Source organism: Bacillus sp. HY001 (assembly GCF_007558965.1).
Taxonomy (GTDB): domain Bacteria; phylum Bacillota; class Bacilli; order Bacillales; family Bacillaceae_G; genus Bacillus_A; species Bacillus_A mobilis.
In genome coordinates, this window is record NZ_VLTE01000005.1 from 637,874 (window position 1) to 664,052 (window position 26,179).

Annotated in this window: 28 protein-coding genes; 7 read left to right on the forward strand and 21 right to left on the reverse strand. The window is 36.4% G+C overall.

What is annotated here, in order from left to right; genetic code table 11:
- Positions 1-114: 114 nt before the first annotated feature.
- The 8 genes from uvrC to FOT98_RS06115 all read right to left on the reverse strand — a co-directional run bounded on the left by uvrC (position 115) and on the right by FOT98_RS06115 (position 9,087).
- Positions 115-1,899, reverse strand: a complete 1,785-nt coding sequence (uvrC, locus tag FOT98_RS06080) for an excinuclease ABC subunit C (RefSeq protein WP_061677093.1) — start codon at positions 1,897-1,899, stop codon at positions 115-117.
- A 148-nt stretch (positions 1,900-2,047) separates the two neighbouring features.
- Positions 2,048-2,362: a thioredoxin gene (trxA, locus tag FOT98_RS06085; protein WP_001018946.1), complete on the reverse strand. Its 315-nt coding sequence runs from the start codon at positions 2,360-2,362 to the stop codon at positions 2,048-2,050.
- 211 nt (positions 2,363-2,573) lie between these two features.
- Entirely contained in the window at positions 2,574-3,551 is a 978-nt protein-coding gene (gene etfA / locus FOT98_RS06090) for an electron transfer flavoprotein subunit alpha (RefSeq protein WP_061677092.1), read from the reverse strand.
- A 36-nt stretch (positions 3,552-3,587) separates the two neighbouring features.
- Positions 3,588-4,361: an electron transfer flavoprotein subunit beta gene (gene etfB, locus FOT98_RS06095; protein WP_063261310.1), complete on the reverse strand. Its 774-nt coding sequence runs from the start codon at positions 4,359-4,361 to the stop codon at positions 3,588-3,590.
- 78 nt (positions 4,362-4,439) lie between these two features.
- Entirely contained in the window at positions 4,440-5,216 is a 777-nt protein-coding gene (locus FOT98_RS06100; RefSeq protein WP_063261311.1) for an enoyl-CoA hydratase, read from the reverse strand.
- A gap of 11 nt (positions 5,217-5,227) precedes the next feature.
- A complete protein-coding gene (locus tag FOT98_RS06105; RefSeq protein WP_080467624.1) occupies positions 5,228-5,815 on the reverse strand; it encodes a fatty acid metabolism transcriptional regulator FadR in 588 nt (195 codons plus the stop codon).
- Positions 5,816-5,921: 106 nt separating this feature from the next.
- Positions 5,922-7,607: a long-chain-fatty-acid--CoA ligase gene (locus FOT98_RS06110; RefSeq protein WP_063261313.1), complete on the reverse strand. Its 1,686-nt coding sequence runs from the start codon at positions 7,605-7,607 to the stop codon at positions 5,922-5,924.
- Positions 7,608-7,797: 190 nt separating this feature from the next.
- Positions 7,798-9,087, reverse strand: a complete 1,290-nt coding sequence (locus FOT98_RS06115; protein WP_144290974.1) for a collagen-like protein — start codon at positions 9,085-9,087, stop codon at positions 7,798-7,800.
- Between the two features lie 401 nt (positions 9,088-9,488).
- Between FOT98_RS06115 and FOT98_RS06120 the strand changes: the two genes are divergently transcribed.
- From FOT98_RS06120 to FOT98_RS06135, 4 genes are all read left to right on the forward strand, one after another.
- Positions 9,489-10,463 carry an ABC transporter substrate-binding protein gene (locus FOT98_RS06120; RefSeq protein ID WP_063262692.1) on the forward strand — a complete coding sequence of 325 codons (975 nt, stop codon included), beginning with the start codon at positions 9,489-9,491 and terminating at the stop codon, positions 10,461-10,463.
- Between the two features lie 7 nt (positions 10,464-10,470).
- Positions 10,471-12,507, forward strand: coding sequence for a Fe(3+)-hydroxamate ABC transporter permease FhuB (gene fhuB / locus FOT98_RS06125; RefSeq protein WP_063262691.1), 2,037 nt, complete (start codon positions 10,471-10,473; stop codon positions 12,505-12,507).
- A gap of 111 nt (positions 12,508-12,618) precedes the next feature.
- On the forward strand, positions 12,619-13,122 hold the full coding sequence (locus tag FOT98_RS06130; protein ID WP_063262690.1) for a DinB family protein: 504 nt from the start codon (positions 12,619-12,621) through the stop codon (positions 13,120-13,122).
- A 138-nt stretch (positions 13,123-13,260) separates the two neighbouring features.
- Complete coding sequence (locus FOT98_RS06135) at positions 13,261-13,593, forward strand: YfjL-like protein (protein ID WP_063262685.1); 333 nt, start codon at positions 13,261-13,263, stop codon at positions 13,591-13,593.
- Positions 13,594-13,655: 62 nt separating this feature from the next.
- On the opposite strand, the gene FOT98_RS06140 is transcribed toward FOT98_RS06135, so the two are convergent.
- From FOT98_RS06140 to FOT98_RS06165, 7 genes are all read right to left on the reverse strand, one after another.
- Complete coding sequence (locus FOT98_RS06140; RefSeq protein WP_063262684.1) at positions 13,656-14,348, reverse strand: ABC transporter permease; 693 nt, start codon at positions 14,346-14,348, stop codon at positions 13,656-13,658.
- A 24-nt stretch (positions 14,349-14,372) separates the two neighbouring features.
- A complete protein-coding gene (locus tag FOT98_RS06145) occupies positions 14,373-15,242 on the reverse strand; it encodes a DUF4097 family beta strand repeat-containing protein (protein ID WP_063262683.1) in 870 nt (289 codons plus the stop codon).
- 37 nt (positions 15,243-15,279) lie between these two features.
- Positions 15,280-15,984 carry an ABC transporter permease gene (locus FOT98_RS06150; protein WP_063262682.1) on the reverse strand — a complete coding sequence of 235 codons (705 nt, stop codon included), beginning with the start codon at positions 15,982-15,984 and terminating at the stop codon, positions 15,280-15,282.
- Between the two features lie 34 nt (positions 15,985-16,018).
- Positions 16,019-16,180: a hypothetical protein gene (locus tag FOT98_RS32260; RefSeq protein WP_169833820.1), complete on the reverse strand. Its 162-nt coding sequence runs from the start codon at positions 16,178-16,180 to the stop codon at positions 16,019-16,021.
- On the reverse strand, positions 16,173-17,096 hold the full coding sequence (locus tag FOT98_RS06155) for an ABC transporter ATP-binding protein (protein WP_063262681.1): 924 nt from the start codon (positions 17,094-17,096) through the stop codon (positions 16,173-16,175). The genes FOT98_RS32260 and FOT98_RS06155 overlap by 8 nt, the downstream gene beginning before the upstream one ends.
- Before the next feature lie 125 nt (positions 17,097-17,221).
- Positions 17,222-18,157 (reverse strand): HAMP domain-containing histidine kinase, encoded by a 936-nt coding sequence (locus tag FOT98_RS06160; RefSeq protein ID WP_063262680.1) that lies wholly within the window; start codon positions 18,155-18,157, stop codon positions 17,222-17,224.
- A 1-nt stretch (position 18,158) separates the two neighbouring features.
- Positions 18,159-18,851: a response regulator transcription factor gene (locus tag FOT98_RS06165; protein WP_063262679.1), complete on the reverse strand. Its 693-nt coding sequence runs from the start codon at positions 18,849-18,851 to the stop codon at positions 18,159-18,161.
- Between the two features lie 170 nt (positions 18,852-19,021).
- Between FOT98_RS06165 and FOT98_RS32265 the strand changes: the two genes are divergently transcribed.
- The gene (locus tag FOT98_RS32265; RefSeq protein ID WP_063262678.1) at positions 19,022-19,195 is read left to right on the forward strand and encodes a hypothetical protein; all 174 of its coding nucleotides are present in this window, start codon (positions 19,022-19,024) and stop codon (positions 19,193-19,195) included.
- Positions 19,196-19,390, forward strand: a complete 195-nt coding sequence (locus FOT98_RS06170) for a YwbE family protein (RefSeq protein WP_063262677.1) — start codon at positions 19,196-19,198, stop codon at positions 19,388-19,390. It begins immediately after the preceding gene.
- A 39-nt stretch (positions 19,391-19,429) separates the two neighbouring features.
- Here the strand turns inward: FOT98_RS06170 and FOT98_RS06175 are convergent, their stop codons facing one another.
- On the reverse strand, positions 19,430-20,629 hold the full coding sequence (locus FOT98_RS06175) for a class I SAM-dependent rRNA methyltransferase (protein ID WP_063262676.1): 1,200 nt from the start codon (positions 20,627-20,629) through the stop codon (positions 19,430-19,432).
- 301 nt (positions 20,630-20,930) lie between these two features.
- Here FOT98_RS06175 and isdG point away from each other — a divergent pair, with 301 nt between their 5' ends.
- Complete coding sequence (gene isdG, locus FOT98_RS06180) at positions 20,931-21,254, forward strand: heme oxygenase (RefSeq protein ID WP_000587815.1); 324 nt, start codon at positions 20,931-20,933, stop codon at positions 21,252-21,254.
- A gap of 69 nt (positions 21,255-21,323) precedes the next feature.
- On the opposite strand, the gene srtB is transcribed toward isdG, so the two are convergent.
- From srtB to FOT98_RS06205, 5 genes are all read right to left on the reverse strand, one after another.
- On the reverse strand, positions 21,324-22,088 hold the full coding sequence (gene srtB, locus FOT98_RS06185) for a class B sortase (protein ID WP_063262675.1): 765 nt from the start codon (positions 22,086-22,088) through the stop codon (positions 21,324-21,326).
- Between the two features lie 31 nt (positions 22,089-22,119).
- The gene (locus tag FOT98_RS06190; protein WP_016086040.1) at positions 22,120-22,890 is read right to left on the reverse strand and encodes an ABC transporter ATP-binding protein; all 771 of its coding nucleotides are present in this window, start codon (positions 22,888-22,890) and stop codon (positions 22,120-22,122) included.
- The gene (locus tag FOT98_RS06195) at positions 22,880-23,863 is read right to left on the reverse strand and encodes a FecCD family ABC transporter permease (protein ID WP_063262674.1); all 984 of its coding nucleotides are present in this window, start codon (positions 23,861-23,863) and stop codon (positions 22,880-22,882) included. Before FOT98_RS06195 ends, FOT98_RS06190 begins: the two co-directional genes overlap by 11 nt.
- 27 nt (positions 23,864-23,890) lie before the next feature.
- Entirely contained in the window at positions 23,891-24,772 is an 882-nt protein-coding gene (isdE, locus tag FOT98_RS06200) for a heme ABC transporter substrate-binding protein IsdE (RefSeq protein ID WP_063262673.1), read from the reverse strand.
- Between the two features lie 69 nt (positions 24,773-24,841).
- Positions 24,842-26,179: NEAT domain-containing protein (locus tag FOT98_RS06205; RefSeq protein WP_144290975.1), on the reverse strand; the 1,338-nt coding region annotated here is incomplete at its 5' end.

Below are 26,179 nucleotides of genomic sequence, written 5' to 3' on the forward strand. Positions count from 1 at the left end.
CATTACCTACAGTCAACTAGACATATAAGTTTAGTTGACTTTTTTGTATTTTCATTCAGTTAGATTTATTTTAAATCTTCAGAAATTATACCAGAAAATAGAAGACGTTGTAAACTACAACGTCTTCTTATCCGCTAAATAAGTATAAATCGTTTCTGCGACATTTTTCGGCATACCCGCTTCGACAAATTCAGCTACAGAAGCTTCCTTCATCTTCTTTAATGAACCAAAATGTTTCAACAATACCTTTTTCCGTTTATCACCGATTCCTGGAATATCATCCAGTGCTGATTGAATAACAGATTTCCCGTGTAATTGACGATGAAATGTAATCGCAAATCGATGCACTTCATCTTGAATGCGCTGCAATAAATAAAATTCTTGGCTATTTCTCTCAAGCATCACAGGTTCAGGTGGGTCCCCAATAATTAAATGGGAGGTTTTATGTTTGTCATCTTTTACAAGACCTGCCATCGGAATATATAAACCGAGTTCATTTTCTAGAACATCACTTACAGCTGCCAGATGACCTTTTCCACCATCAATAATGATTAAATCTGGTAAAGGCAAACTCTCTTTCAGTGCCCTTGTATAACGGCGTCTTACAACTTCTCTCATAGACTCATAATCATCCGGTCCTTGAACCGTTTTAATTTTATATTTCCTGTATTCTTTCTTAGCTGGTTTCCCATCGATAAAAGCAATCATTGCAGAAACAGGATTCGTCCCTTGAATATTTGAGTTATCAAACGCCTCAATACGATAAGGTGTTTCAATCCCAAGCTGCTTCCCTAACTGATCTACCGCTTTAATCGTTCGCTCTTCATCACGTTCAATTAAGTAGAATTTCTCTTCAAGAGCAATCTTCGCATTTTTATTTGCTAATTCTACAAGATCTTTTTTCTTACCACGTTTCGGCTGTGTCGCTTCCACTTCTAAAAAGCGCTCTACTAACTCTGAGTCTATACTTCCTGGAACGACAACTTCCTTCGGCTTAAAATGACTGCTGTTCTCATAAAATTGACCAATGAACGTTAAAAATCCCTCTTCTGGTTCATCGTAAATCGGAAACATAGAAACGTCACGTTCAATTAGCTTTCCTTTTCGAACAAAGAAAACTTGAACACACATCCATCCTTTATCAACTGCATATCCAAACACATCACGATCCACTAAGTCACTCATGATCATCTTTTGTTTTTCCATAATCGCATCGATATGCGCAATTTGATCACGTAACTCTTTTGCACGTTCAAATTCTAGTTTCTCTGAAGCTTCATACATCTTTGTTTCTAATTCTGAACGAACTTCTTTATGTCCACCATTTAAAAACTTAATAATTTCATCTACAATTTCTTTGTTTTGTTCTTCCGTCACTTCTTTCACACACGGTGCTAAACATTGACCCATATGATAATATAAACAAACTTTATCAGGCATATTTGAGCACTTACGAAGCGGATACATACGATCTAGCAATTTTTTCGTTTCATGAGCTGATTGTGCATTCGGATAAGGGCCAAAATACTTTCCTTTATCCTTTTTTACGTTTCGTGTAATGAGTAATCGCGGCTGTTTCTCAGCTGTAATTTTAATAAAAGGATATGTTTTATCGTCTTTTAATTGAATATTATATTTTGGATCATGTTTTTTTATTAAATTTAACTCTAAAATGAGAGCCTCTAGATTTGAGGAGGTTACAATATATTCAAAATCTACAATTTCTCCTACAAGCCGAAGTGTTTTTCCATCATGTGAACCAGTAAAGTACGAGCGCACACGATTTTTAAGCACTTTTGCCTTTCCGACATATATAACCGTTCCTTGCTTATCTTTCATTAAATAACAACCAGGTTGATCTGGTAAAATAGCCAGCTTCTCTTTTAAATGTTCGTGCACTCGTCACCCTCCATTTCTACATGCTTAGCATTTTTATTTTCACATGAAAACATACTATGCCAAAACACCCAACATACGTTCTTTCATTGTAACGGAAAGGTGTAAAAAAAGAAAATAAAAAAAGCTGCCAAATGGCAGCTCCCTTATTTTAGAAGTGTTTAGAAACTAATTCTACTAACGCTTCTTTCGGTTTGTAACCTAACGCTTGATCAACTACTTTACCGTCTTTTAATACGAAAAGAGCTGGAATGCTCATTACTTCGAATTGACGAGCAGTTTCTTGGTTTTCATCCACGTCTACTTTTACTACTTTTACTTTTTCGCCTAGTTCTGCATCAATTTCTTCTAATACAGGAGCGATCATTTTACAAGGTCCACACCATGGTGCCCAGAAATCTAATAATACAACACCTTCGCTAGTTTCAGATGCGAAGCTTTGGTCATTTGCGTTTACAATTGCCATTTTATTTCCTCCTTCAAGTATATTCTACCAAGAGTATATCATTAACTTATATACGTGGCGAATAATATGTATCGTTATGTATTGTAACAAAAAAGTGTTCCTTTATACTATATAAAAATACGGATTACATACTAAAAAGATGAGAGACAGGGGATCTCTCACCTTTTTCTATATATAGGGGTACTTCACTTGGAACTCAAGGGTACTCAAATCATGAATGTACTTTTAACTTTTTAAACTCTTCTGTTAAAAGAGGTAAGACTTCAAATAAATCGCCAACAATACCATAGTCAGCTACTTTGAAGATGCTTGCTTCTGGATCTTTATTAATCGCAACGATTATTTTCGAGTTAGACATACCAGCTAAATGCTGAATCGCGCCCGAAATACCGCATGCAATGTATAAGTCTGGCGTAACAACTTTACCAGTTTGACCAATTTGTAATGAGTAATCGCAATACTCAGCGTCACAAGCACCACGTGATGCTCCAACAGCGCCGCCTAATACGTCAGCTAACTCTTTTAATGGCTTGAATCCTTCTTCACTCTTCACACCGCGTCCGCCAGCGATAATAACTTTCGCTTCAGAAAGATCAACACCTTCTGCAGTTTTACGGACGACATCTTGAATAATTGTACGTAGGTCTTTCACATCTACTGTAATAGAAGATACGTCACCACTGCGAGACTCATCTTTTTCAAGCGTTGCAATGTTATTTGGACGCACTGTCGCAAATAAGATACCGTCTGTTACAATCTTCTTCTCAAATGCTTTTCCAGAGTAGATTGGACGAGTGAAGATAACATTTCCACCTTCAACTTCTAAAGCAGTTACGTCAGAAACTAGACCAGCTTCAAGTTTCGCTGCTAATTTTGGTGATAAATCTTTACCAAGTGCTGTATGTCCAAATACAATCCCCTCTGGCTTTTCTTCAGCATATACAGCTAAAAACGCTTGTGCATACCCATCAGATGTATATGATTTTAATTTATCATTTTCAACTGTCACAACGCGATCTGCACCGTAATGAATCAATTCATTTGCAAAAGAGGCAACGCTGTCTCCAACTAGAAGACCTACTACTTCACCGCCTTCTGCAATTGTTTTTGCTGCTGCTACCGCTTCAAACGAAACGTTACGTAGCGATCCATCACGAACTTCACCCATTACCAATACTTTACGAGCCATAGATTTTCCCTCCTGCATATATAATTTCGTATTTTATTAGATTACTTTCGCTTCTGTATGGAGCAACGATACAAGTTCTTTTACTTGATCTTGCAGCTCGCCTTGTAACACTTTTCCTGCATCTTTCTTAGGAGGCAAATAGATTTCAATTGTTTTTGTCTTTGCTTCCACATCATCTTCTTCTAAATCTAAATCATCTAATTCTACTTCTTCTAGTGGCTTTTTCTTCGCTTTCATAATACCTGGAAGCGATGGATAACGCGGTTCATTTAAACCTTGTTGTGCTGTTACTAAAACTGGTAATGAAGTTTCAATTACTTCCGTATCACCTTCAACATCACGCTCAATCTTCACATTTGTACCGTCAATTTCAAGTTTTGTAATTGTCGTTACGTATGGAATATTTAACGCTTCAGCTACACGTGGACCAACTTGTCCAGATGCACCATCAATTGCAACGTTCCCGCCTAAAATTAAATCTGCATCTTTATCTTTTAAATATTCAGCAAGTACTTTTGCTGTCGTGAACTGGTCACCATTTTCAACATCATCTTCAATATTAATTAATACCGCTTTATCGCAGCCCATCGCTAATGCCGTACGAAGTTCTTTCTCACTTTCTTCGCCACCGACTGTTACAACAGTAACTTCGCCACCTTGTGCGTCTCTTACTTGAATTGCTTCTTCAATCGCATATTCGTCGTAAGGGTTGATGATGAATTCCGCTTCGCCATCGTAAATTGCACCGTTTTTAATTACGATTTTTTCTTCTGTATCAAATGTTCGTTTCATGAGTACGTAGATGTTCATTCCATTTACCCCCTTGTTTTTCAGAAAGATTCTATCAATTTTAATTTTCTGTTAATTTATATTAAAAAAATAATTGAACTACCTGCCACTAAATGAAGGTTTACGCTTTTCTAAAAACGCTGCTACACCTTCTCTTCCATCTTCACCTGTAAATACTTCACCAAAGATTTGAGCTTCGCGTTGTACACCTTCATAATAATGAGACGATTTCGTCGTTTGCAATAACTCTAGTACAGCACGAGTCGTCGCTGGGCTTTTTCCAGCAATCTGTTTTGCAACTTTAAGCGTATCATCTAAAAATGTTTCTTCAGCAAAAACTCCATTAACCAGTCCCCATTTTAATGCTTCTGCACCAATAATCGGTGTACTTGTTAACATCATTTCACAAGCTTTCGCTTTCCCAACATAACGTGGTAATCGCTGTGTACCTGCAAATCCAGGAATTAAGCCAAGTGTTAATTCAGGTAAACCAAGTTTTGCACTTTCAGTTGCAAAGCGCATGTGGCAAGACATAGCAAACTCAAGGCCGCCGCCAAGTGCCGCTCCATGAATTGCCGCGATAACTGGTTTTGAACATTTTTCAACACGCTCAAACGTAACTTGTCCAAGCTGCGCTAATTCTGTCGCTTGCTTCGCTTCAGTAACAGATGTAAATTCTTTAATATCTGCTCCCGCCGAGAAGAAGCGCCCTTCACCGTGAATAACAACAACACGAATGTTATCATCCTTCTCCACTTGATCAATTAATTCAGTAACGTCATGCATAACTTGTGAAGACATCGCGTTAGCCGGCGCATGATTTAACGTCGCCACCGCGATATGATCTTCAACTCTTACAGATAGGAATTTCAACATGATCCCTCCCATTATTGACGATAACCACAAGCTGCAATAAGTAGCCCATGTACCGTTTTTGAAAGTGCGACCAGATCATACTTATGATCGCTCATTACCCAATTGGTCACAACTTCATCTACTGTTCCAAAGATCATTTGTCTTGCCACGCGAACATTTAAATCCGCTTGGAATTCACCTTGCTTTATACCTGTCTCTAAAATCTCATCCATAACTTGTAAGTAGCCTTTTAATACTTCATTTATTTTCAGGCGTAATTCTTGATTGGACTGTCTTAGCTCTAATTGCGTAACGATAGCAAGAGGATCATTTTGTGATAACAGCAAGAAGTGCGTTTCTACCAACATGAACAATTTCGATACAGCGCTTTCAATTCCTGCTGTTTTTTGACGAATTGTTTCGACAAATTCTCCCATCTTCTCTTGGAATAAGGATATTAATATATCTTCTTTATTTTTAAAATATAAGTAAATCGTGCCATCAGCTACCCCAGCTTGCTTTGCTATTTTAGAAACTTGCGCTTGGTGGTACCCCTTCTCCGCAATCACAATGACTGCCGCATCAATAATTTGATTGTATTTCGGTCTATTTTTCTTCACTTTACTGTCCCCTTCAAGAAGATGACTGAATGAATAGTCATTCATATTCTTATAATACTGACTATTTAGAAAAGTGTCAATCCTATTTTTTCAAAAAGAAAGGGCCTTAGCCCGTTTGCTCATCCTCATTCTTTTTTTTCTCTTCATCTATTAGGACACGACGTAAAATTTTTCCAACTGTCGTTTTCGGCAGTTCATCTCTAAACTCATATACTTTCGGCACTTTATAAGCAGCTAAATATTTACGCGCAAACTGGTTTAATTCTTCCTCAGAACACTCCATACCTTCTTTTAACACAACAAATGCTTTAACTGTCTCTCCTCGGTACGGATCGGGAATTCCAATCGTCACTACTTCTTGCACTTTTTCATGCTCATATAATACTTCTTCTACTTCACGAGGATACACATTAAAGCCACTCGCAACAATCATATCTTTTTTACGATCTTTCACATAGAAAAATCCATCTTCATCCATGTAACCTACATCCCCTGTATGGAGCCATCCGTCTTGTAATACAGCTGCTGTTTCTTCTGGCTTATTCCAATACCCTTTCATAATCTGAGGACCTTTTACTACAATTTCACCAATTTCACCCGGAGGTAAAGCCTCTCCAGTTTCAAGTGACATAATGTTTGCCTCTGTATCTGGCCACGGCACACCAATACTTCCTGGCACGCGTTTTTCCCACAAAAAATTCCCGTGTGTAACTGGCGACGACTCCGTTAATCCATAACCTTCTACCAATTTGCCACCTGTAACTCTCTCAAACTCTTCCTGCACTTCTACAGGAAGCGGGGCAGATCCACTAATACAAGCCTCGATAGAAGAAATATCATATTCTTTTAAGAGGGGACTATTTAATAGTGCAATATAAATGGTTGGTGCCCCTGGAAATAGTGTGACTTTATGTTTTTTTATTGCTTCAAAAACCATTTTCATATCAAACTTCGGAATCAGCACCATTTTATACCCTTGCATAATACTTAAATTCATTACAGCTGTCATCCCATACACATGAAAGAACGGAAGAACACCAAGAATTACTTCTTCTCCTTCTTTACAATTATATAGCCAATGCGCTCCCATTAAAGTGTTCGAAACAAGGTTTTTATGCGTCAACATAACCCCTTTTGGAAATCCCGTTGTTCCCCCTGTATACTGCAAAAGAGCTAGATCATTTTCAGGATCACAAGGAACTTCAACATTAACATTACTTTCTCGTTCTACTGATTTCCATAGATGAATCGTTTCACTTTCCGACACATTTACAACAAGATTTGCCTGCTTTTTTTGTACAAATGGATAAAGTAAATTTTTAGGGAAGGGTAAAAAGTCCGCAATACGGGTCACGATAATATGTTCAATTTTTGTAGCAGCTTGAACATTCGTTACTCTTGGAAACACTAAATCGAGACAAAGAATTACTTTTGCTCCCGAGTCATGAAGCTGGTATTCTAATTCTCTTTCTGTATATAGTGGATTTGTTTGTACTACGATACCTCCCGCAAGTAATGTACCATAATAACCAATTACAGATTGCGGACAGTTCGGCAACATAATAGCAACTCGATCACCCTTTTCCACACCGAGCTTTTGAAGATAATTTGCAAATCTCTTCACCTTATCGTGGAAGTCTGAAAATGTAATATCCTTCCCTAAAAAATGAAGCGCTTTCTTTTCTGGATAGCGAGAAGCCACCTGTTCCACGTATCCATGAAGCGGCTGAATATCATAAGAAATCGTACTTGGAATTTCTTCTGGATAACTTTTCAACCATGGTTTTTCCACCTTCATTCCCCCTTCAAATACATAAAAAATAAATGAATGTTCATTCATGATGGTTGTTTTCATTATATTATAGTCGCCATAACGTTACAATCATAATATTCTGACTTTTATATAACTATGCTTCACTCCATTAACTTCTTATTATATGTATAAACTCTCCTAATCTATAAAAGAATAAGAGAGTTATTATTTAGCTTAATCTTATTATCGTTAACACAGCTCCTGGTGTAGTTGTTGATAATGTTGCAACAGCTAACAAACCAAATAGTTGCAAACTAATTGCATCTCCTGCTGCAAGAGTTGTAATGATTGTTGCACTAAATGATGTGGTTGCTAACGCAGGAGAATTGATTGTCCCAGCAAGTGGTGTTCCATTAATTGTAATCCGTGAACTGACTAATAATGAAGCCGTTATATTAATCGTATATGAAATATAATAATTCCCAGCATTTGCAACCGTAAATACTGTATTCCCTCCAGAAACAGTAATACCTGGGCCTATGTTTTGATTATTTGGAAGCGGGACATTCGTTCCACCTAAAAGTACCGATATCGCTGAACCCGACGTATTATTTGCAAATGCATACGTCGCCGTGATACTTGTACCTGTTACTCCCGTTGGACCGGTCGAACCTGTTGCTCCTGTTGCTCCTGTTATTCCTGTCGCTCCTGTTATTCCCGTCGCTCCCGTTGGGCCTGTTGCCCCTGTTACTCCCGTTATTCCCGTCGCTCCCGTTGGGCCTGTTACTCCTGTTATTCCCGTCGCTCCCGTTGGGCCTGTTACTCCTGTTATTCCCGTCGCTCCCGTTGGACCTGTTGCTCCCGTTATCCCCGTCGCTCCTGTTGGACCTGTTGCTCCCGTTATCCCCGTCGCTCCTGTTGGACCTGTTATTCCTGTCGCTCCCGTTGGGCCTGTTGCCCCTGTTACTCCCGTTATTCCCGTCGCTCCCGTTGGACCTGTTGCTCCTGTTATTCCCGTCGCTCCTGTTGGGCCTGTCGCTCCCGTTGGACCTGTTGCTCCTGTTATTCCCGTCGCTCCTGTTGGGCCTGTCGCTCCCGTTATTCCCGTTGCTCCTGTTGGGCCTGTTGGACCTGTCGCTCCCGTTATTCCCGTTGCTCCTGTTGGACCTGTCGCTCCCGTTATTCCCGTTACTCCTGTTGGGCCTGTCGCTCCCGTTGCTCCTGTTGGGCCTGTCGCTCCCGTTATTCCCGTTGCTCCTGTTGGACCTGTCGCTCCCGTTATTCCCGTTGCTCCTGTTGGGCCTGTCGCTCCCGTTATTCCCGTTACTCCTGTTGGGCCTGTTGGACCTGTCGCTCCCGTTATTCCCGTTGCTCCTGTCGCTCCCGTTGGACCCGTCGGACCTGTTGGTCCCAGCTTAGGAACTGTCCCATCACAACTAAAACAGCATGAATCAACATGTACACCATTTTGATTATTACACCCACAATATCCATTTATATTATTGCTCCATGAAGACATGTTGATCACGTCCTTTACATTCAATCTTTTAAGTACAATCACCGAGTTAGAAAACACCTATCTAAATAACAAAAAATACTTTACCTAGCGGGGATAAACACAGATTCATTCCATACATTCTAGTAATTATTACATGCGATTCGCTCTCTTTTTGCTTGTACTTTCGCCCCCTCTCCGCTGATTATTAGTTGAATCAATTGGACATTTATGGGCAGCCTGACTCCTCGGCAAATAGCAGGATAAATAACGAATATAAAATATAAAATTCTGTATAATCCGTTGTTTTTCGTCGAAATTTTAAAAAAATATTGACATTAAAAATATCCTCATAGTATGATTTGGGTGTTGTAATTGATAATGATTTTCAATAAAAAACAAAATAATTTATTTGGGGGCAGGATATGAAAAAAATTCTTAGTATTTTTATAGTTGTTCTTCTACTCGCTGTTGGATGCGGACAGCAAAAAGAGGAGAAAAAAGAAACAAAGACAGACGATAAGAAACAAACTATAACAATTAAACACGCTGAAGGAGAAACAAAGTTAGATAAACCAGCGAAAAAAGTTGTTGTACTTGAGTGGGTATATTCAGAAGACTTATTAGCGCTTGGTGTTCAGCCAGTAGGGATGGCAGACATTAAGAATTATAATAAATGGGTAAATACAGCAACAAAACCAGATAAAGATGTTGTAGACGTAGGGACACGTCAACAACCAAACTTAGAAGAAATTAGCCGTCTAAAACCAGATTTAATTATCACAGCTTCATTCCGTGGTAAAGCAATTAAAAACGAATTAGAGCAAATCGCTCCTACAGTTATGTTCGATCCATCAACAAGCAATAACGATCACTTTGCTGAGATGACAGAAACATTTAAACAAATTGCAAAAGCTGTTGGTAAAGAAGAAGAGGGTAAAAAAGTATTAGCTGATATGGATAAAGCATTCGCTGATGCAAAAACAAAAATTGAAAAAGCAGATTTAAAAGATAAAAACATCGCAATGGCACAAGCATTTACTGCTAAAAACGTACCAACATTCCGTATCCTAACTGACAATTCTGTAGCTTTACAAGTTACAAAAAAATTAGGTTTAACAAATACTTTTGAAGCAGGAAAATCTGAGCCAGATGGTTTCAAACAAACAACTGTAGAATCATTACAAAGTGTACAAGATTCAAACTTCATTTACATTGTAGCGGATGAAGATAACATTTTTGATACGCAACTAAAAGGCAACCCTGCTTGGGAAGAATTAAAGTTCAAAAAAGAGAACAAAATGTATAAATTAAAAGGCGACACTTGGATTTTCGGTGGTCCTGAGTCTGCAAAATCTTTAGCAACACAAGTAGCAGATATAATGACAGCGAAGAAGTGATTACACGATGAATAGCTTACAACATACACTTCGATCGAGTCTTGTATTCGGAGGAGGAGCAGCTCTCTTGCTCCTCCTTTTCTTTATTCATATCGGACAAGGTCAAGCAAACATTTCCTATAGTATGATTATTGATGCTCTTATCTCACCGAACCAATCACTAGAGCATCAAACTTTAATTATGCTTCGATTACCTAGAGCCGTAATTGCCATTTTAGCTGGAGGTGCTCTTGCTGCATCTGGGGTCATTTTACAAACGTTAACGAAAAATCCACTTGCTGAATCCAGTACAATGGGTATTCATTCTGGTGCATATTTCTTTCTAGTAGCGGCTACAATTTTCTTACCGAAAGGTCTGCAAATTAATTCACTTCTTTTCACATTTATCGGTGGTGCTATTACTGCTTTATTTGTATACCGTATTTCTGGTGGAAAAAAGGGAACCCCACTTAGAATGGCACTAGCTGGGATGGTCGTTACATTAATGCTTTCTGCCTTTACTGGAACGATGCAGCTTTTCTATGAAAATGAAACAGCTGGTTTATTTTTATGGGGAGCTGGTTCTCTTATTCAAAATAACTGGGATGGCGTTCAATTTTCTTTTCCATTTATCATTATTTCTTTCCTAGTTTTACTTGTTATCTCTCGTAAACTCAACATTCTCTTACTTGGTGATGATGTTGCTGTTTCTCTTGGTGAAAAAACAGCAGTAACACGTCTTATCGCCTTCATTGCTGCAATCTTTTTAACAGCAGTCATCGTTACTGTAGTTGGACCAATTGGATTTGTCGGCTTAGTTGCACCACATTTAATGCGTCTTATTGGCTATCGTCAACACTTTACTCTCCTTCTTTCTTCTTTCTTATGGGGGGCAGTATTATTACTTGGGGCAGATGTTGCCGGTAGATTAATAGATCCAACCGGTGCAGAACTTCCTGTTGGGGCAGTCACGGCAATGATTGGATCACCTTGGCTTATTTACTTAGTGTATCAAATGATGAAGTCGAAACAATATATGAATGATAACGGTGCGAATGCAGCTGGAGCTAGTTCTCGCTATTATTCTTATAAAAAGGTAATCATTATCTCTATCACGCTTTGTATTGTGACAATTGCTCTCGGTGTTACAATCGGTAGTAACGCTTATATCGAAAGCATTACAAATGCTATAACAGGACAATTAACACAATTTGATAAAAATATGATGATGAACCTTCGTTTACCAAGAATGCTCGTTGCCGCTATCGCTGGCGCATGCCTTGCAATAAGTGGGCTTGTTTTCCAAGGTATATTACGAAACCCACTCGCTGACCCTTCTATTATTGGTATTTCATCGGGAGCGGGTGTTGGTGCCTTAACCGTTATGTACGTCTTCCCTGCACTTCCTGGTTTCTTCCTACCAATTGGTGCATTTATCGGCGGACTACTTGCAGTTGGAATTGTCCTCTTCTTCTCATGGAAGTCAGGATTTAGCCCAACAGCCCTTGCTTTAATAGGAATCGGTATTTCAGCTCTCGGCTCAGCTATCATTCAAATCTTTATCGTTAGAGCAAATTTGAACGTTGCTGCTGCTTTAACATGGCTATCAGGTAGTACGTATGCAAGAGGATGGAATCACTTAGAAAATATCATTCTATATCCATCACTTATTCTCGTGCTTATTATCTTTTTCTTAATAAAACAACTTGACGTTCTCGTACTTGGAGACGATTTAGCAACAGGACTCGGGCAACCAGTAAATAAAACACGCCTTGTTCTCATTGTGTTAGCAACACTACTTGCATCTGTAAATATCGCAGCTGTCGGCACAATTGCCTTTCTAGGTCTTGTTGCACCACACTTAGCACGAATCGTCGTTGGTATGAATCATCAAAGATTATTCGTTTGCTCCGCACTGTTTGGAGCAATCCTTCTTGCCATTGCTGACTTACTCGGACGAACAATTGCATACCCGAAAGAAATCCCTTCTGGTCTTGTCGTTGCTGTACTTGGAGCACCTTATTTCTTATGGTTGATGAGGAAGAGTAGGAAGAAGGTTAGTTAAAAAAGAGGCTTCTTGTTAGAAGCCTCTTTTTTATATTCGTTCTTATAGTTCAAAAGGAAACTATCTTTTTTTCACGAATGTAACTTATGAACATAACTAGGAGGGATAAATATGTACCAAACTATTGAAGGCTTCTTGCAATCATGGACATACGAAGCTGAGTCTACTCAAAAGATGCTCGATGCATTAACAGATGAGTCTTTATCACAAGAAATTGCACCTGGGCACTGGACATTAGGCAGAGTTGCTTGGCATATCGTCACTGCAATTCCTGTTATACTATCTGGCACAGGGCTTAAGTTTGAAGGAGAAACGAAGGATTATCCTGTACCAACTTCTGCAGCAACAATTGCAGATGAGTATCGTAAAGTGAATGCGGCTTTTGTTGAAGCCCTTCAAGGGGAATGGACAGATAAAGACTTAGCTACTATTAATGACTTCTTTGGTCGTCCTATGCCGAACTCAATATTTTTAATGACACTCATCAATCATCAAAATCATCACCGCGGACAAATGACAGTTTTAATGCGGCAAGCTGGCTTAACAGTTCCTGGCGTATATGGCCCAGCAAAAGAAGAATGGGCTGCAGCTGGCATGGAAGTTCCTAAAATGTAACTACAAAAAAAGACAAGGTGTTTACACATCTTGTCTTTTTCTGTAACTTGTTTCATGTGAAACTATTTTTTACTAAATGGTTGTTTTATGGAAAAGATAGGTTAAAATGAATACATATTATGAAGAGGAGCAACCAAATTGAATACAAAAAATAAAAAAATAGTTATGGGAACTATTTTACTAACTTCTATTATTGGGGTTATTAGCGCATCTCTTTATTTCACAAGTTATGGCACCCCTTGGGGAAAACAAACAGCAGTTACGGAATCAAAAGAATATATTACAAAATACTTTAATCTAGATGCGGAAGTCAAAAACACTTCTTACGATGCTAAAATGAATAGCTATGCAATCTCCTTTGAGACAAGTAGAGACGGAGAGTTTACTATCGAATATAAAAGTCCTAATAACTTTCATATTTCTCCAGGAGTGCAAGAGTATTTAAGCACACACTCCAAATTTACAGAGTAGTAACGAAGCATACATATACAAAAAAGAGTTGGTGTAACGCCAACTCTTTTTTCTTATTCTTGTCATACAGTTACATCTTCCTTCTCTATATTTTTAATTCCGTAACATGCAATCACAACTCCAATTGCTGCCAATGCTAGTTGAAGAGGAAGAAAAGTTGCTACAGAAAACGTAGTGCTATTCATTGCAATTGCTACAACGATAAGGGATGAAACAATTGTAGTTGGTACTGAACGTTTACGCATTCCGAAATATAATGGGATTAAACTTATTCCCGCAGTTGCAACGGCTAAAGGAACAAGGTTTATCCCTTCTTGCATCAATTGATCTACTGTGAATGAATTAGGAAGAATTGAAAAATAGCTATCTATCCCAAAGAACATTCCTACTACTAAAATATTAGATAAAATAACTGTTATAAATGTTAATGTTGCTGTAATAACCAACTTACTAACCATCATTTTCTTTCGGTTAATTGGATAAGAAAACATCAGTAGTATTGTTTTGTTTTTATATTCACCAATTATTAACCTTGCGATTAACACACTACCAAAAATAATAAATGTTGCTCTTACTAATGTACTAGCCATTAACAAAACCATCTGTGGATCTCTCATTTCTGGTTCTCCTTCTATTTGAGAAACGATGCTCGTAAAAATCAGTAATGCCAGTATAGCGATATTTGCAATAATCGCTCCCCTCACATACCATCCAAGCTTAAACTTTTTCAACTCTAGCTTCATAAGACGTAGCATAATAGTCCTCCTTTCATTTACATTTTAATCGATATAAATCGCTCCTGTTTCACTTAAAATCTTCACTTTGTTTTTTGCATCACCAATGGTTCCTGCTTTTACCTTCTCTGTATTTTTATCTTTATTAAGTCCATTTACATTCACCATTACGTCAGACGAATTACTTTTAGCCATAAATTCCAAAGAAGTCGGAACCCCTTTATACCGTACGCCAATATCTCCTGATTTTGTTTCTATAAATAATGATTTTCCTTCTTTCATATCTTTCAGTAATACTTCACCAGATGTTGAAGTGATGTTCATATTTGCGTTTTTTATATTGTTCACATAATTATCGCCAGTAGTAGAAGTTATATTTACTTCTTGTAACGAACTATCTTTTAACATTAAATCTCCACTTTCGGATGTGAATTCACCCTTATCTGCCGATAGTCCTACAACCATTTCATCTCCAGACTCACTTTTTGTCACAATATTTTTCACTTCTATACCCCTTATTTTCACATCACCCGATTTATTATTTAATACAATTTTATCTATTTCTTTCTTCGGAATAGCTATAGATATACTATTTTTCTTCCGAAACGTAAAACCATTAAAGAATCTGATCGCCTTTTGTTTTTGCTTAACTATAACTTTATTCCCTGCTTGTTCTATTTCGACAGGATCTACCTCTTTATCTACTCGTTGACCTTGAGCGGAAATTACTATTTTATTAGCGTCTGTACTTTTAAATTCAATATCCCAGTTTTCATTGTCCACTTCTATTTCTTTTATATCATTTATCTCAAAAGACTGTTCTTTCTTAAAATCTTTCCCCTGAAATGTCTTAAAACCAAAAACCGCACTAGCAATTGTCAAAAATAATATTGCAATTACTATTATTTTTTTCACTGTTCATACCCCAGTTCGTCGTTGTTTTAAGCTTCCTTCACGCCACATCGATCTTGTCGATTTTACGAAACGATAAATAACTAATGAAAATTCCTAATAAACAGAGCACGATTGGGATAGCTATAAAATCAAACATACTTACTTGACCGTTTCCAGGACCATAGTTACCACTAATCAGCAAGCCAATTATTACTGCTGAAGTAATCGTTGTCGGTGTCGATTTCTTTCTCATTCCAAAAAATAAAGGAATTAAACTTATACCAGATATCATAAATGCACTTATAATAGTACCTGGAACGATAGCTATTATTTCGCCTATCGTAGCAGGTGTTTCAATCAGTCCCATCATTGGACTCACAAAATATACGAGCAAGCTAATAATGAAAGTCGCGATAATCGTGCTCACAAAACAAAAACAGAAAACAATTGTTAATTTCGCACTCATTAGCATTTTCCTTTGTAGCGGATACATAAATGATAGTTGTATCGTTTTGTTCTTATACTCATCAATTACTAAACGTGATAAAATGACCGAACTAAAAATAATGAATGTTACCCTAATAAAAATATTTACTAAAGCCATCTTCTGTGTGAAGTCAGAGAAGAGCACGTCTTCCTCAGCTTTCATTCCCACTGCCATAAGGCTTACTACAGCGAAAATTGCTATAATACAAATTGCTACACTTTTAAGGTAACTAGATAATTGATGTTTCTTCCATTCGAGCTTCATTAATTTAAACATATAAACCACGCCTCCATTCTTTATATAACTTTCTCTACACTGGTAACATTCTAATTCCAGCAGTAACAAAGCTTAACATCCCTATCACTATTAGAATTAACAACCATTTCCGCTCAGGTTTTCTATAATATAAAATCCCACTTATGAACATTACAATCAATCCACTTACTAGATTCACTAACAATCCGTTAAGCATGAATGCCCTCTCCATCCATTACATTTAAGAAATATTCTTCTAAGGAACTATGTTTCTTATTAATACTTTCAATTTCTACATCGTTCATAATAAGTGCTTTTGAAATAGCTTGCTGCGTCGCCTTCAATTCATACACACGAATCATGTTTCCACTCATTATTTTGTAATTTTTTATACCGAGTTTATCTTCTAAAATATAAGCTGCACGCTTCACATCAGGAACAGTAATTTCAATGTACTCTGTTTGTTTTCCGTTAATACTCTTCATTGAAACTTCTTTTATTAGTTTTCCATTTTGAATTACACCAATTGTATCCGCCATTTGTTCCATCTCGCCTAAAATATGACTAGAAACTAATAACGTAATACCATATTCTTTGCAAAGCATTTTAAATAAATCTCTTAATTCTTTAATACCAATTGGATCTAAACCGTTAATTGGCTCATCTAAAATAAGTAATTCTGGCTTTGTCATGATTGCCCTTGCAATACCCAGTCGTTGCTTCATCCCTAATGAAAAATCTTTTACCTTTTTATCGTCTATACCGTGCAGTTTCACTAAGTTTAAAGCATGATCAATTGCGTTTTTATCGTAATACCCCATATATTCACAATGTAATTCTAGGTTTTCCTTCGCCGTTAATTTATCATAAAAAATTGGATATTCGATAATTGTCCCCATGCGCTTTAACAATTCATAAGATGTATCCGTTAACTTCTCACCAAAAATTTCAATATCACCGCTCGTCGGTTTTATTAAATTTGTGATCATTTTCATAATCGTTGTTTTACCTGCACCATTCGGTCCTAAGAAACCGTATATCTCTCCCTTTTTCACATGCATGTTAACGCTAGAAATAACTTCTTTCCCTTTAAACACTTTCGTTAACTGATTCGTTTTTAATATATATGTCATGTCACTGTCTCCTTTCGCACTACCTTATACTTCTATAATAGACAACGGAATTCTCTTTTTTCTTACCCGTTCCTTACAAATTCCTTACGCTGAAAAAAAGCTTGTAGAATCTACTTCTCTACAAGCTAAAACAGCATCTTTTTTAATACAACTGTAAAAATTGTTTTTTCATACGGCTTACTAGAAAGATGTATTTCTCCGTCCATCGCTTCCACAAGCCTTTTCGTAATCGTTAACCCTAAACCGCTTCCTTGATACAATCTATTTCTGGAATCTTCTAGTGTGTACATACGCTCAAACACTTTATTAATATGAGATTCATCAATTCCTTTTCCTGTATCCCATACATCTATATACACATTCGTTTCATCATCCCTTAACATCATACCAAGTGTCTTTCCATCGTCTCCATATGTAATCGCATTTGATATTAAATTATTCAACACCCTGCCTAATACTTCTACATTTCCAAGTGCAAATATATTTCTTTCTGGTATATCAATGTGAACTTGAAATCCTTTCGTCGTCACTAAATCATAAAAAGATAAAATCTTCTCGCGACAAACTTCATTCATATTTACTTTCGTCATCTCGATTGCTTTGTCACCAGATTCTAATTTTGCTAAGTCAAAAAACTTATGAATTAGTTCCATTACTTCTAGCGTTTTCACATGCACCTTTTCAAGTAATATTTGCTGTTCTTCTTTATTTATCGTTTTATCCTTATTTAACATTTCTGTATATCCAAGAATAACTGTTAATGGTGTCTTTAAATCATGCGAAATATTTGAAAGCATTTTTCTCATCGAAATTTCTACTTTTGCATGATCTGCATTCGTTTTCTGTTTTGCATCTAATAATTGATTAATTGCCACTAATAATTTTTGCAATTCTAGATCATCTGTCATAACGAGTAACTTCTCACCTGTTTGTCCATTTACAATACTTTCTAACTTTTCATATGTGTATCGCAAATTTTTACTACTATTTTTTCTCATTTTATATTGTATGTAAATGACGCATAACAATATAAAAATAATACCTACTAACAAATTGACCATACTACACCACTTCCAACTTATAGCCGATGCCCCATAACGTTTTAATATATTCTGGATTAGATGGATCACTTTCGATTTTCTCACGCAATCTTCTCATATGAACATTAATAACGTTATCATCACCGTAATACTCTTCGTTCCAAACTAACGTATAGATTTGTGCTTTTGTAAATACGCGATTTTGATTCTTTACGAATAGCTTTAAAATCTCAAATTCTTTTAAAGTAAGTTTGAGGGATTTTCCGTTTTTTTCAACCGTAAAATTAATTGGATCAATTGTTAGATCACCAATTTGAATCATCTTTTCTGTTTCTTCTGTAGTTGAATATTTCGTAGACCTCCGAATACCTGCCTTTACACGTGCAGCTAATTCAATCATAGAAAATGGCTTACAAATGTAATCATCTGCTCCAAGCCCTAATCCAACAGCTTTATCAACATCGGTATCTTTTGCCGACATCATTAAAATCGGAACAGCACTTTTTTCTCGAATGATTCGCACAACCTCTAAGCCATCTAGCTTTGGCATCATAATATCAAGGATAATCAAATCAAATGAACCTTTTAAATATGTGTTCACGCCCTCTTCTCCATCAGACGCAATTGTTACTTGAAAACCTTCTTTTATTAAATACTTTTCCACCATCTCTTGAATTGAGATGTCATCTTCAACTAATAAAATATGATGTGACATATGTCTATCCCCTCTTTTACAAACATTAACATTTTAATTGTATCGTAACGAATGAATACTGTGAAGAATTATATGAATTTTCAAACCAACTTCCCTTCCTTCCATAACAATGATATGATGAAATTTACTACGATAGTTCATAATTAACTTTATATAAAGGAGACTTTATCATGTCAGAAAACAAAAAAGTAAGCTTAGCTGATTTAATGCGCGAACAACTTGCAAAGAAAAAGCAAGGTAACGGTAATGGTCAAACTTCCAAAAACCAAAGCCAAGAAACAAAAAAATTACAAAACCAACAAACGAAGAAAACAAACAACCAACGTAGACGTACAGGTGTATAAATGAACGGACAAAAACGTTCTAATATCGCACCCGGTCTTGAAGTTGATATTGTATTAAAACAAGATCAACGAACAGGCAAATTAACACGTGGAATTGTAAAAGATATTTTAACAAACTCCCCTTCCCATCCGCATGGCATTAAAGTGCGATTACAGGACGGGCAAGTCGGTAGAGTACAAAATATCATTCAATAAGAAAAGGAGCTCAAGTAAACTCGAGCTCCTTTTTCTTTATTAACCTTTAATTTTCTCAATGAAAACTACTTTTAAATAGTCGCCTTCTTTAAATTGATCAATGGTACGAAAATCTTCTGGTAAAGAATGTTCTTCTAATATTTTGTATGTACCATTCATTTCTTTAAATGCCGTATCGATAAAGCCTTTAAACTTTTTCATATCAAATGCGCTACAATTTGTAGAAGCAACGATAATCCCTTTATTTTCTGTAATCGCAATTGTTTCTTTTAGTAAGTTTTTATAATCTTTCGCTGCACTAAATGTATATTTTTTTGAACGTGCAAAGCTTGGAGGATCAAGTACAACCATATCAAATTTCATCTTTTTCTTCGCTGCATATTTGAAGTACAGAAAGACATCTTCTACAATAATATCTTGCGCTTCATAATCAACTTCATTTACACTAAACTGCTCAATCGTTTTACTTAAACTACGATTTGCAAGGTCGACACTCGTCGTTTTGCTCGCTCCGCCAAGCGCTGCAAATACAGAGAAAGCACCTGTATAAGAGAACATATTTAACACGGTTCTTCCCTTTGCATACTTATCACGAATTTGTTTTCGAACGTTACGCTGATCTAAAAATACACCAACCATCGCTCCGTCGTTTAAATACACCGCAAAGTTCACACCATTTTCTTTTACGATAAGCGGGAACTCGCCGCGCTCTCCTGCTACAAAATCATCACCTTCAATGTATTTCCCTTTCGTATCAAAACGCTTTTTCTCATAAATGCCTTTAAAGTTTGCTACTTTTTGAAGAGCTGCTATAATCTCATCTCTGAAAGTATAAATCCCTTCACTATACCAACTTACTACATAATAGCCATCATAATAATCGATGATTAAGCCACCAAGACCATCACCTTCACCGTTTAGGGCGCGGAATGCTGTCGTATCACTTGCTTTGTAAAATTGCTTTCGTTTATGTAAGGCAGATTTTATTTTACTTTCAAAGAAAGATTGATTAATTTGTTCACTCTCTTTTCTCGTTAAAATCCAGCCGTATCCTTTATTTTGTTTTCCATAATAGCCTTTTCCAATGAATTGATTCTTCTCATCTACTACTTTAATGATTGTTCCTTCTTCCTGAACATCATTTAAATTTTGAATTGCATCTTTTAAAATAAGCGGATATCCACTTTTAATTTCTTTTATAAATTTCGGTTTTATTTTTACAGTTACTTCTGATCGCATATAATAACTTCCTTTCCATTTGCATGCTTTCTAATTCGTAGGAAGCATATAAAAAACGAGGCTAAAAAATAACCTCGTTTCACTATACCATATTATTGCTTTGCTAGTACAACTCGCTCATTCTCTCGCTTAACTGCCACATATTTACTACATTTTGAACTAAAATTCTTACTGTCCAACATAGTAGAAAAAATACTTATATATTTCACATTTACCATTGACAATGATAATGATTTTCATTATCATTTAATGTATATGAGTTCTCGAAAATACAGGCTACATTTAATAGGAGGAATAAAACATGATTATTGTTACAAATACAGCTAAAATTACAAAGGGAAATGGACATAAATTAATTGATCGTTTTAATAAAGTAGGTCAAGTTGAAACGATGCCAGGCTTTTTAGGATTAGAAGTTCTTTTAACGCAAAATACAGTTGATTATGATGAAGTAACAATTAGCACACGCTGGAATGCAAAAGAAGATTTCCAAGGTTGGACGAAGAGCCCAGCATTTAAAGCAGCTCACTCACATCAAGGTGGAATGCCAGATTATATTCTTGATAATAAAATCTCTTACTATGATGTGAAAGTTGTACGTATGCCAATGGCTGCAGCACAGTAAACATATTTCTTTTTTTAAAGTATAGAATATGAGAAGCATTACCACTTCTCATATTCTATACTTTTTTATTTACTGTCTTTTTACTAGTTTCGCATGCACGACTAACCTTCCCGCTTCCGGATCAAGTGCATAGTCACACGTCGAAAGTGTTACGATTTGATCACTTGCTGTCAATTTTGTATCTGTTTTGTACAACGATTTTTCTTGGATTTTCTCCAAAAATGATGTGTATTCCGTATCAGTGCTAAAATCCGTTTCAATGTAATAAAAATCAGTTGTTGTTGTATACACCGAGAACACTTCAAGATCATATCCTTCAAATAATGTATCGTAATATAATTTACGATGTGACATGAAGAACTCTTCATCTAACATTTTCTTTAAACTTCCAAACATAGAACCATCTTTCATACGGTGACCATATAAAATAGTATTTCGATTTTGAGATTTCACATCATTACGATAGTCCATAAAGATGCTTCCTGCTCTCATATCTTCACCTTTATAATTACGAAATAAATAGTAATCATTGTCTTTCGCTTGAACGATTGGATAATTAATTTGTGTATCATCCATCGTAATCCATCCGACTATTTCTTGGTTAATTTGCTGCAAAGCTTTGAACTGTTTACGCACTTCCCCGTCTTGTGATTGCTCTTCCATCGGACTTTTTTCATAAATGTTTTGTGCTTCGGCCATTACTTTACGATTTTCATAGTAATCCATGAAAATATCACCTAATTCATATACTGAATAGAAAAAGGTACCTAAAAAAACAACTGTAAGTATTCGTTGAAAAAAAGAATTCTTCTTCCGTTCTTTTTTACTACTCAAATTATCACCTCAAAACGGATTGTTCGCATATTTAAATACCCATTGGGACCATATACAATCCTGTATCTTCATCTTGCTTTACAACGACATCTACACCGTATATCGTCTTTATCATACTTTCTGTCACAACATCATTCGGCTTACCTTTCGTAACAATCTCGCCGTCTTTCATAACGATGATATGATCACTATAGCGAATCGCTTGATTAATATCGTGTAATACCATAACAATCGTCAATCCATGTACTTCATTTAACTCTTTTACTAGCTCTAATATTTCAAGTTGATAATAAATATCTAAATAAGTTGTCGGTTCATCTAAAAAGAGCATTGGTGTTTTCTGAGCTAACGTCATAGCAATCCAAACACGTTGTCTTTCTCCACCAGATAAAGCATGAATCTCTTTATCACGTTTGCTTAGCAAATTCGTACATGCTAAAGCCCTTTCGATTGCTTCTCTATCTTCATCAGTTTGTGAGGAAAAGATATTTTTATGCGGCATACGACCAAAACTTGTTAATTTCTCCACTGTCATATCTGCCGGTGCTTCATTTTGTTGATGGACAACGGCTAACTTTCTAGCAAACTCTTTCGGTTTATATTGGCTAATCGCCTTCCCATCCAGTATTACCTCTCCGCTACGAGGATCGTGATTTCTTGACATCACGCCAAGTAATGTCGATTTCCCGCAACCGTTTGGACCAATAATTGTTGTAATTTTACCAATCTCTATTTCACTACTAACCGACTTTAATCGATCCGTTACATTATCATACGAAAAGGTTACATTTTTAATTTCCATGAACTTTATCACTCTTTCTAAGCAAGAATATTAAGAATGGGCCACCAATCACTGCCATAATCGTCGCTGCTGGAATTTCGTTTGGTGGCACGATTAACCTTCCAATCGTATCCGCCGTCAAAATTAATAACGCTCCTGCAAGAGCAGAAAATGGAATTAATACTTTATGATCTGAACCGACTAGTTGCCTTGAAATGTGCGGAACGAGTAATCCTACGAAAGCAATAACTCCTGCAATCGCTGTTGATACTGCCGCTAAAAGTACTGCAATAGCAGAGATAATAAGACGAACTCTCGTCACGTGCAAACCTAAGTTTTTCGCAGTCTTATCTTGTAGCGATAATAAGTTACACCAAGCTCCTACAAATAGAGCAAGAATAAGACCAATTGTTCCATACGTAACCATTATTTCTACATCGCCCCACGTCTTCATCGTTATGTTAGAAGTCGTCGTTTGCTTAATACTCTTAATGAAATATCCGCAAATCGTAATGAATGATTCATTTAATCCAGTAAACATCGCATTAATAGCTATACCAACTAAAATAATGCGAAGTGGACTTAACCCGGACCTCCACGAAAATGCATAAACGAGATAACATGCGAACGCACCACCTAAAAAGGCGAATACTGGTGTCCAGAAAAAGAATTGCGGGAATAACGTAATAATAACAAGTGTCATAAAGCTTGCTCCTGAAGAAATACCGATCACTCCAGCATCAGCAAGTGGATTTTTCATAACAGCTTGAAAAAGCACACCTGAAACAGCAAGAGCCGCCCCGGTAAACAGCGCAATAATAATACGCGGGAAACGTAAATCTTTAATTACTTCAACATCTTCATTGGCCCCTGTAAATATCCCTTGTACAAGGTCCACTATCCCTATTTCTAAGCTTCCTTTCGTTGCTGACAATGACGTCATAACAATAAGTAATACAGTAACAATGAAGAAACTCCAAGTTTTTTTATTCATTCCACTCTTCCTTTATATTAAAATGCATCAAGGATACATCATTTTCTTCAATTCATCTAACGCTTCAATTGCTTCTAAATTTCCTGTCGTTCCAAATAAACGCTCTTCTAAATCGTAAACACGATTATTTTTAACTGCCGCGAAATGTTTCCAAATATCATTTGTTTTAAATTCTTTATCAAACATTTTTACAACTTCATCAGGCATACCATGCGCTGCTCGTAAAATAATGTCTGGATCAGCTTTTTTTAAGTACTCTGTATTAGAGGCTAAATACTCTACTTGCTCACCTTGTACAATGTTTTTACCACCTAATTGTTTTACTAAATCTCCAATGTAAGAATGCTCTGTTGCTACTAAATAACTCCCCGGCACACCTAATAAAATAAGCACTGTCGGTTCTTTCTTTCCCTTTACTGCTTTTTGAATCTCTGCAACTTTTTTATCTAACTTCGTTACAACTGCTTCCGCCTGCTTCTCACGTCCATATTGCTTACCTAAATTACTAATGGAAGTTTGCATATTTTTTAAACTAGTTAAGTCTACAAAGTTTGGTTTCATACCTATACCATCAAAAACTGGCTTTAATTCATATTCAAGTGTTGTCACGGATAATACTTCTGACGGCTTTAATGATTTTACCTTTTCCATATCAGGACTCATCGGATTCCCGACTTCAGGTAAACCTTTATATCTCTTTGGTAAATCTTTCGTACTCGTTGGAACACCAACTAAATCGACTTCTAACGCATCCATAATTTCAGTAACAGCGACTGTCGTGGCAACAACTCTCTCTTTACTCTCACTCTTTACCTGCTTTGTTGCTTCTTTTTTGGGCGCCGAGCATCCAGCTATACTCACTAATAAAATGATAGCCATTAGTACACTTGCAAGTTTCTTCACTCTCAATCACCACTCCTTTCCGAACAATATGAAACAAGTCTTGATGCATGCGGACATGCATCAAGACTCCAAAAATTACAATCTACCTGCTCTATATTTACGAACTAGTAAAGCAAGTGACCCAAGCAGTAGCACCATATATAAACCTAGTTGTGCTGTATCTGCCGTTTTTGAGTTTTTCTCTTTTTTCGGATCATTTTTTTGGTCTTCTTTTTTCTTCTTATCATCTGCATTTCGGTTAAAATCAGGATTTTCTACTTTTATTACATTATCTACTTGCGGTGTAATCACTGGATTGTTCGAATCATTTTTCGGATCTTTTTTTGGATCCTCTTTAATCGTTCCTAACGCACCAATATTATTTGTATCAAATTGAATTTGGACATCGTAGAAATGATGGTAATTCATTTCGTTGATATCTACTTTTACTTTTGCATTTAATTTTGCAAATAAATCACTTACTTCAAATTGCACTACTCTCGTATTTGCATTTTTATCTTCACTCACTAGCTTTGCATCAGCAAATAGACCATTTTTTTCTGTTTGGAATTTCGTAATCCACGCACTATTTTTCAGCGTCATTTCAATGTACTTTTTACCATCTTTCACGATTAATTTTGCTGGATGTACAGTGTAGTCATGCATCTTTGAAAGCTCATTTGTTTTATCTTTTAACACTTTAAATGGAATATCATATTCACCATCTACTAAATTTTTTGGATCAACTATTACTTTTGGTTTATTATTTCCGCCTTGGTTATTGTTTCCACCTTGGTTATCGTTTCCGCCCTGATTGTTATTTCCACCTTGGTTATTGTTTCCGCCTTGGTTGTCGTTTCCGCCTTGGTTGTCGTTTCCACCTTGGTTATCATTTCCGCCTTGGTTACCTAAAGCTTTAATACTGTTTTCATCAAATACAAATTGAACATCGTAGAAATGGTGATAATTCATTGCATCGATATCTACTTTTACTTTTGCATTTAATTTTTTCGATAAATCATCTACTTCTAACTCTACTACTTTTGTATTTTGCTCTTTATTCTCACTTAACACTTTTGCATTAACAAATGAACCATTTTTCTCAAAATCAAATTTTGTAATCCATGCACTATTCGTTAATGTAAACGATACATACTTCTTACCATCTTTCACTTTTAGTACAGCTGGACTCTTTGTATATGTGTTCATGATTGAAATTTCTTCTGTTTTATCTTTTAACACTTTAAAGCCAATACTGTAGTCACCATCTTTAAGAGCTTTTGGATCAATGGTTGTGTTATTATCTTGGTTATTGTTTCCGCCTTGGTTGTCGTTCCCGCCTTGGTTATCGTTTCCGCCTTGGTTATCGTTTCCGCCTTGGTTATCGTTTCCGCCTTGGTTATCGTTTCCGCCTTGGTTATCGTTTCCGCCTTG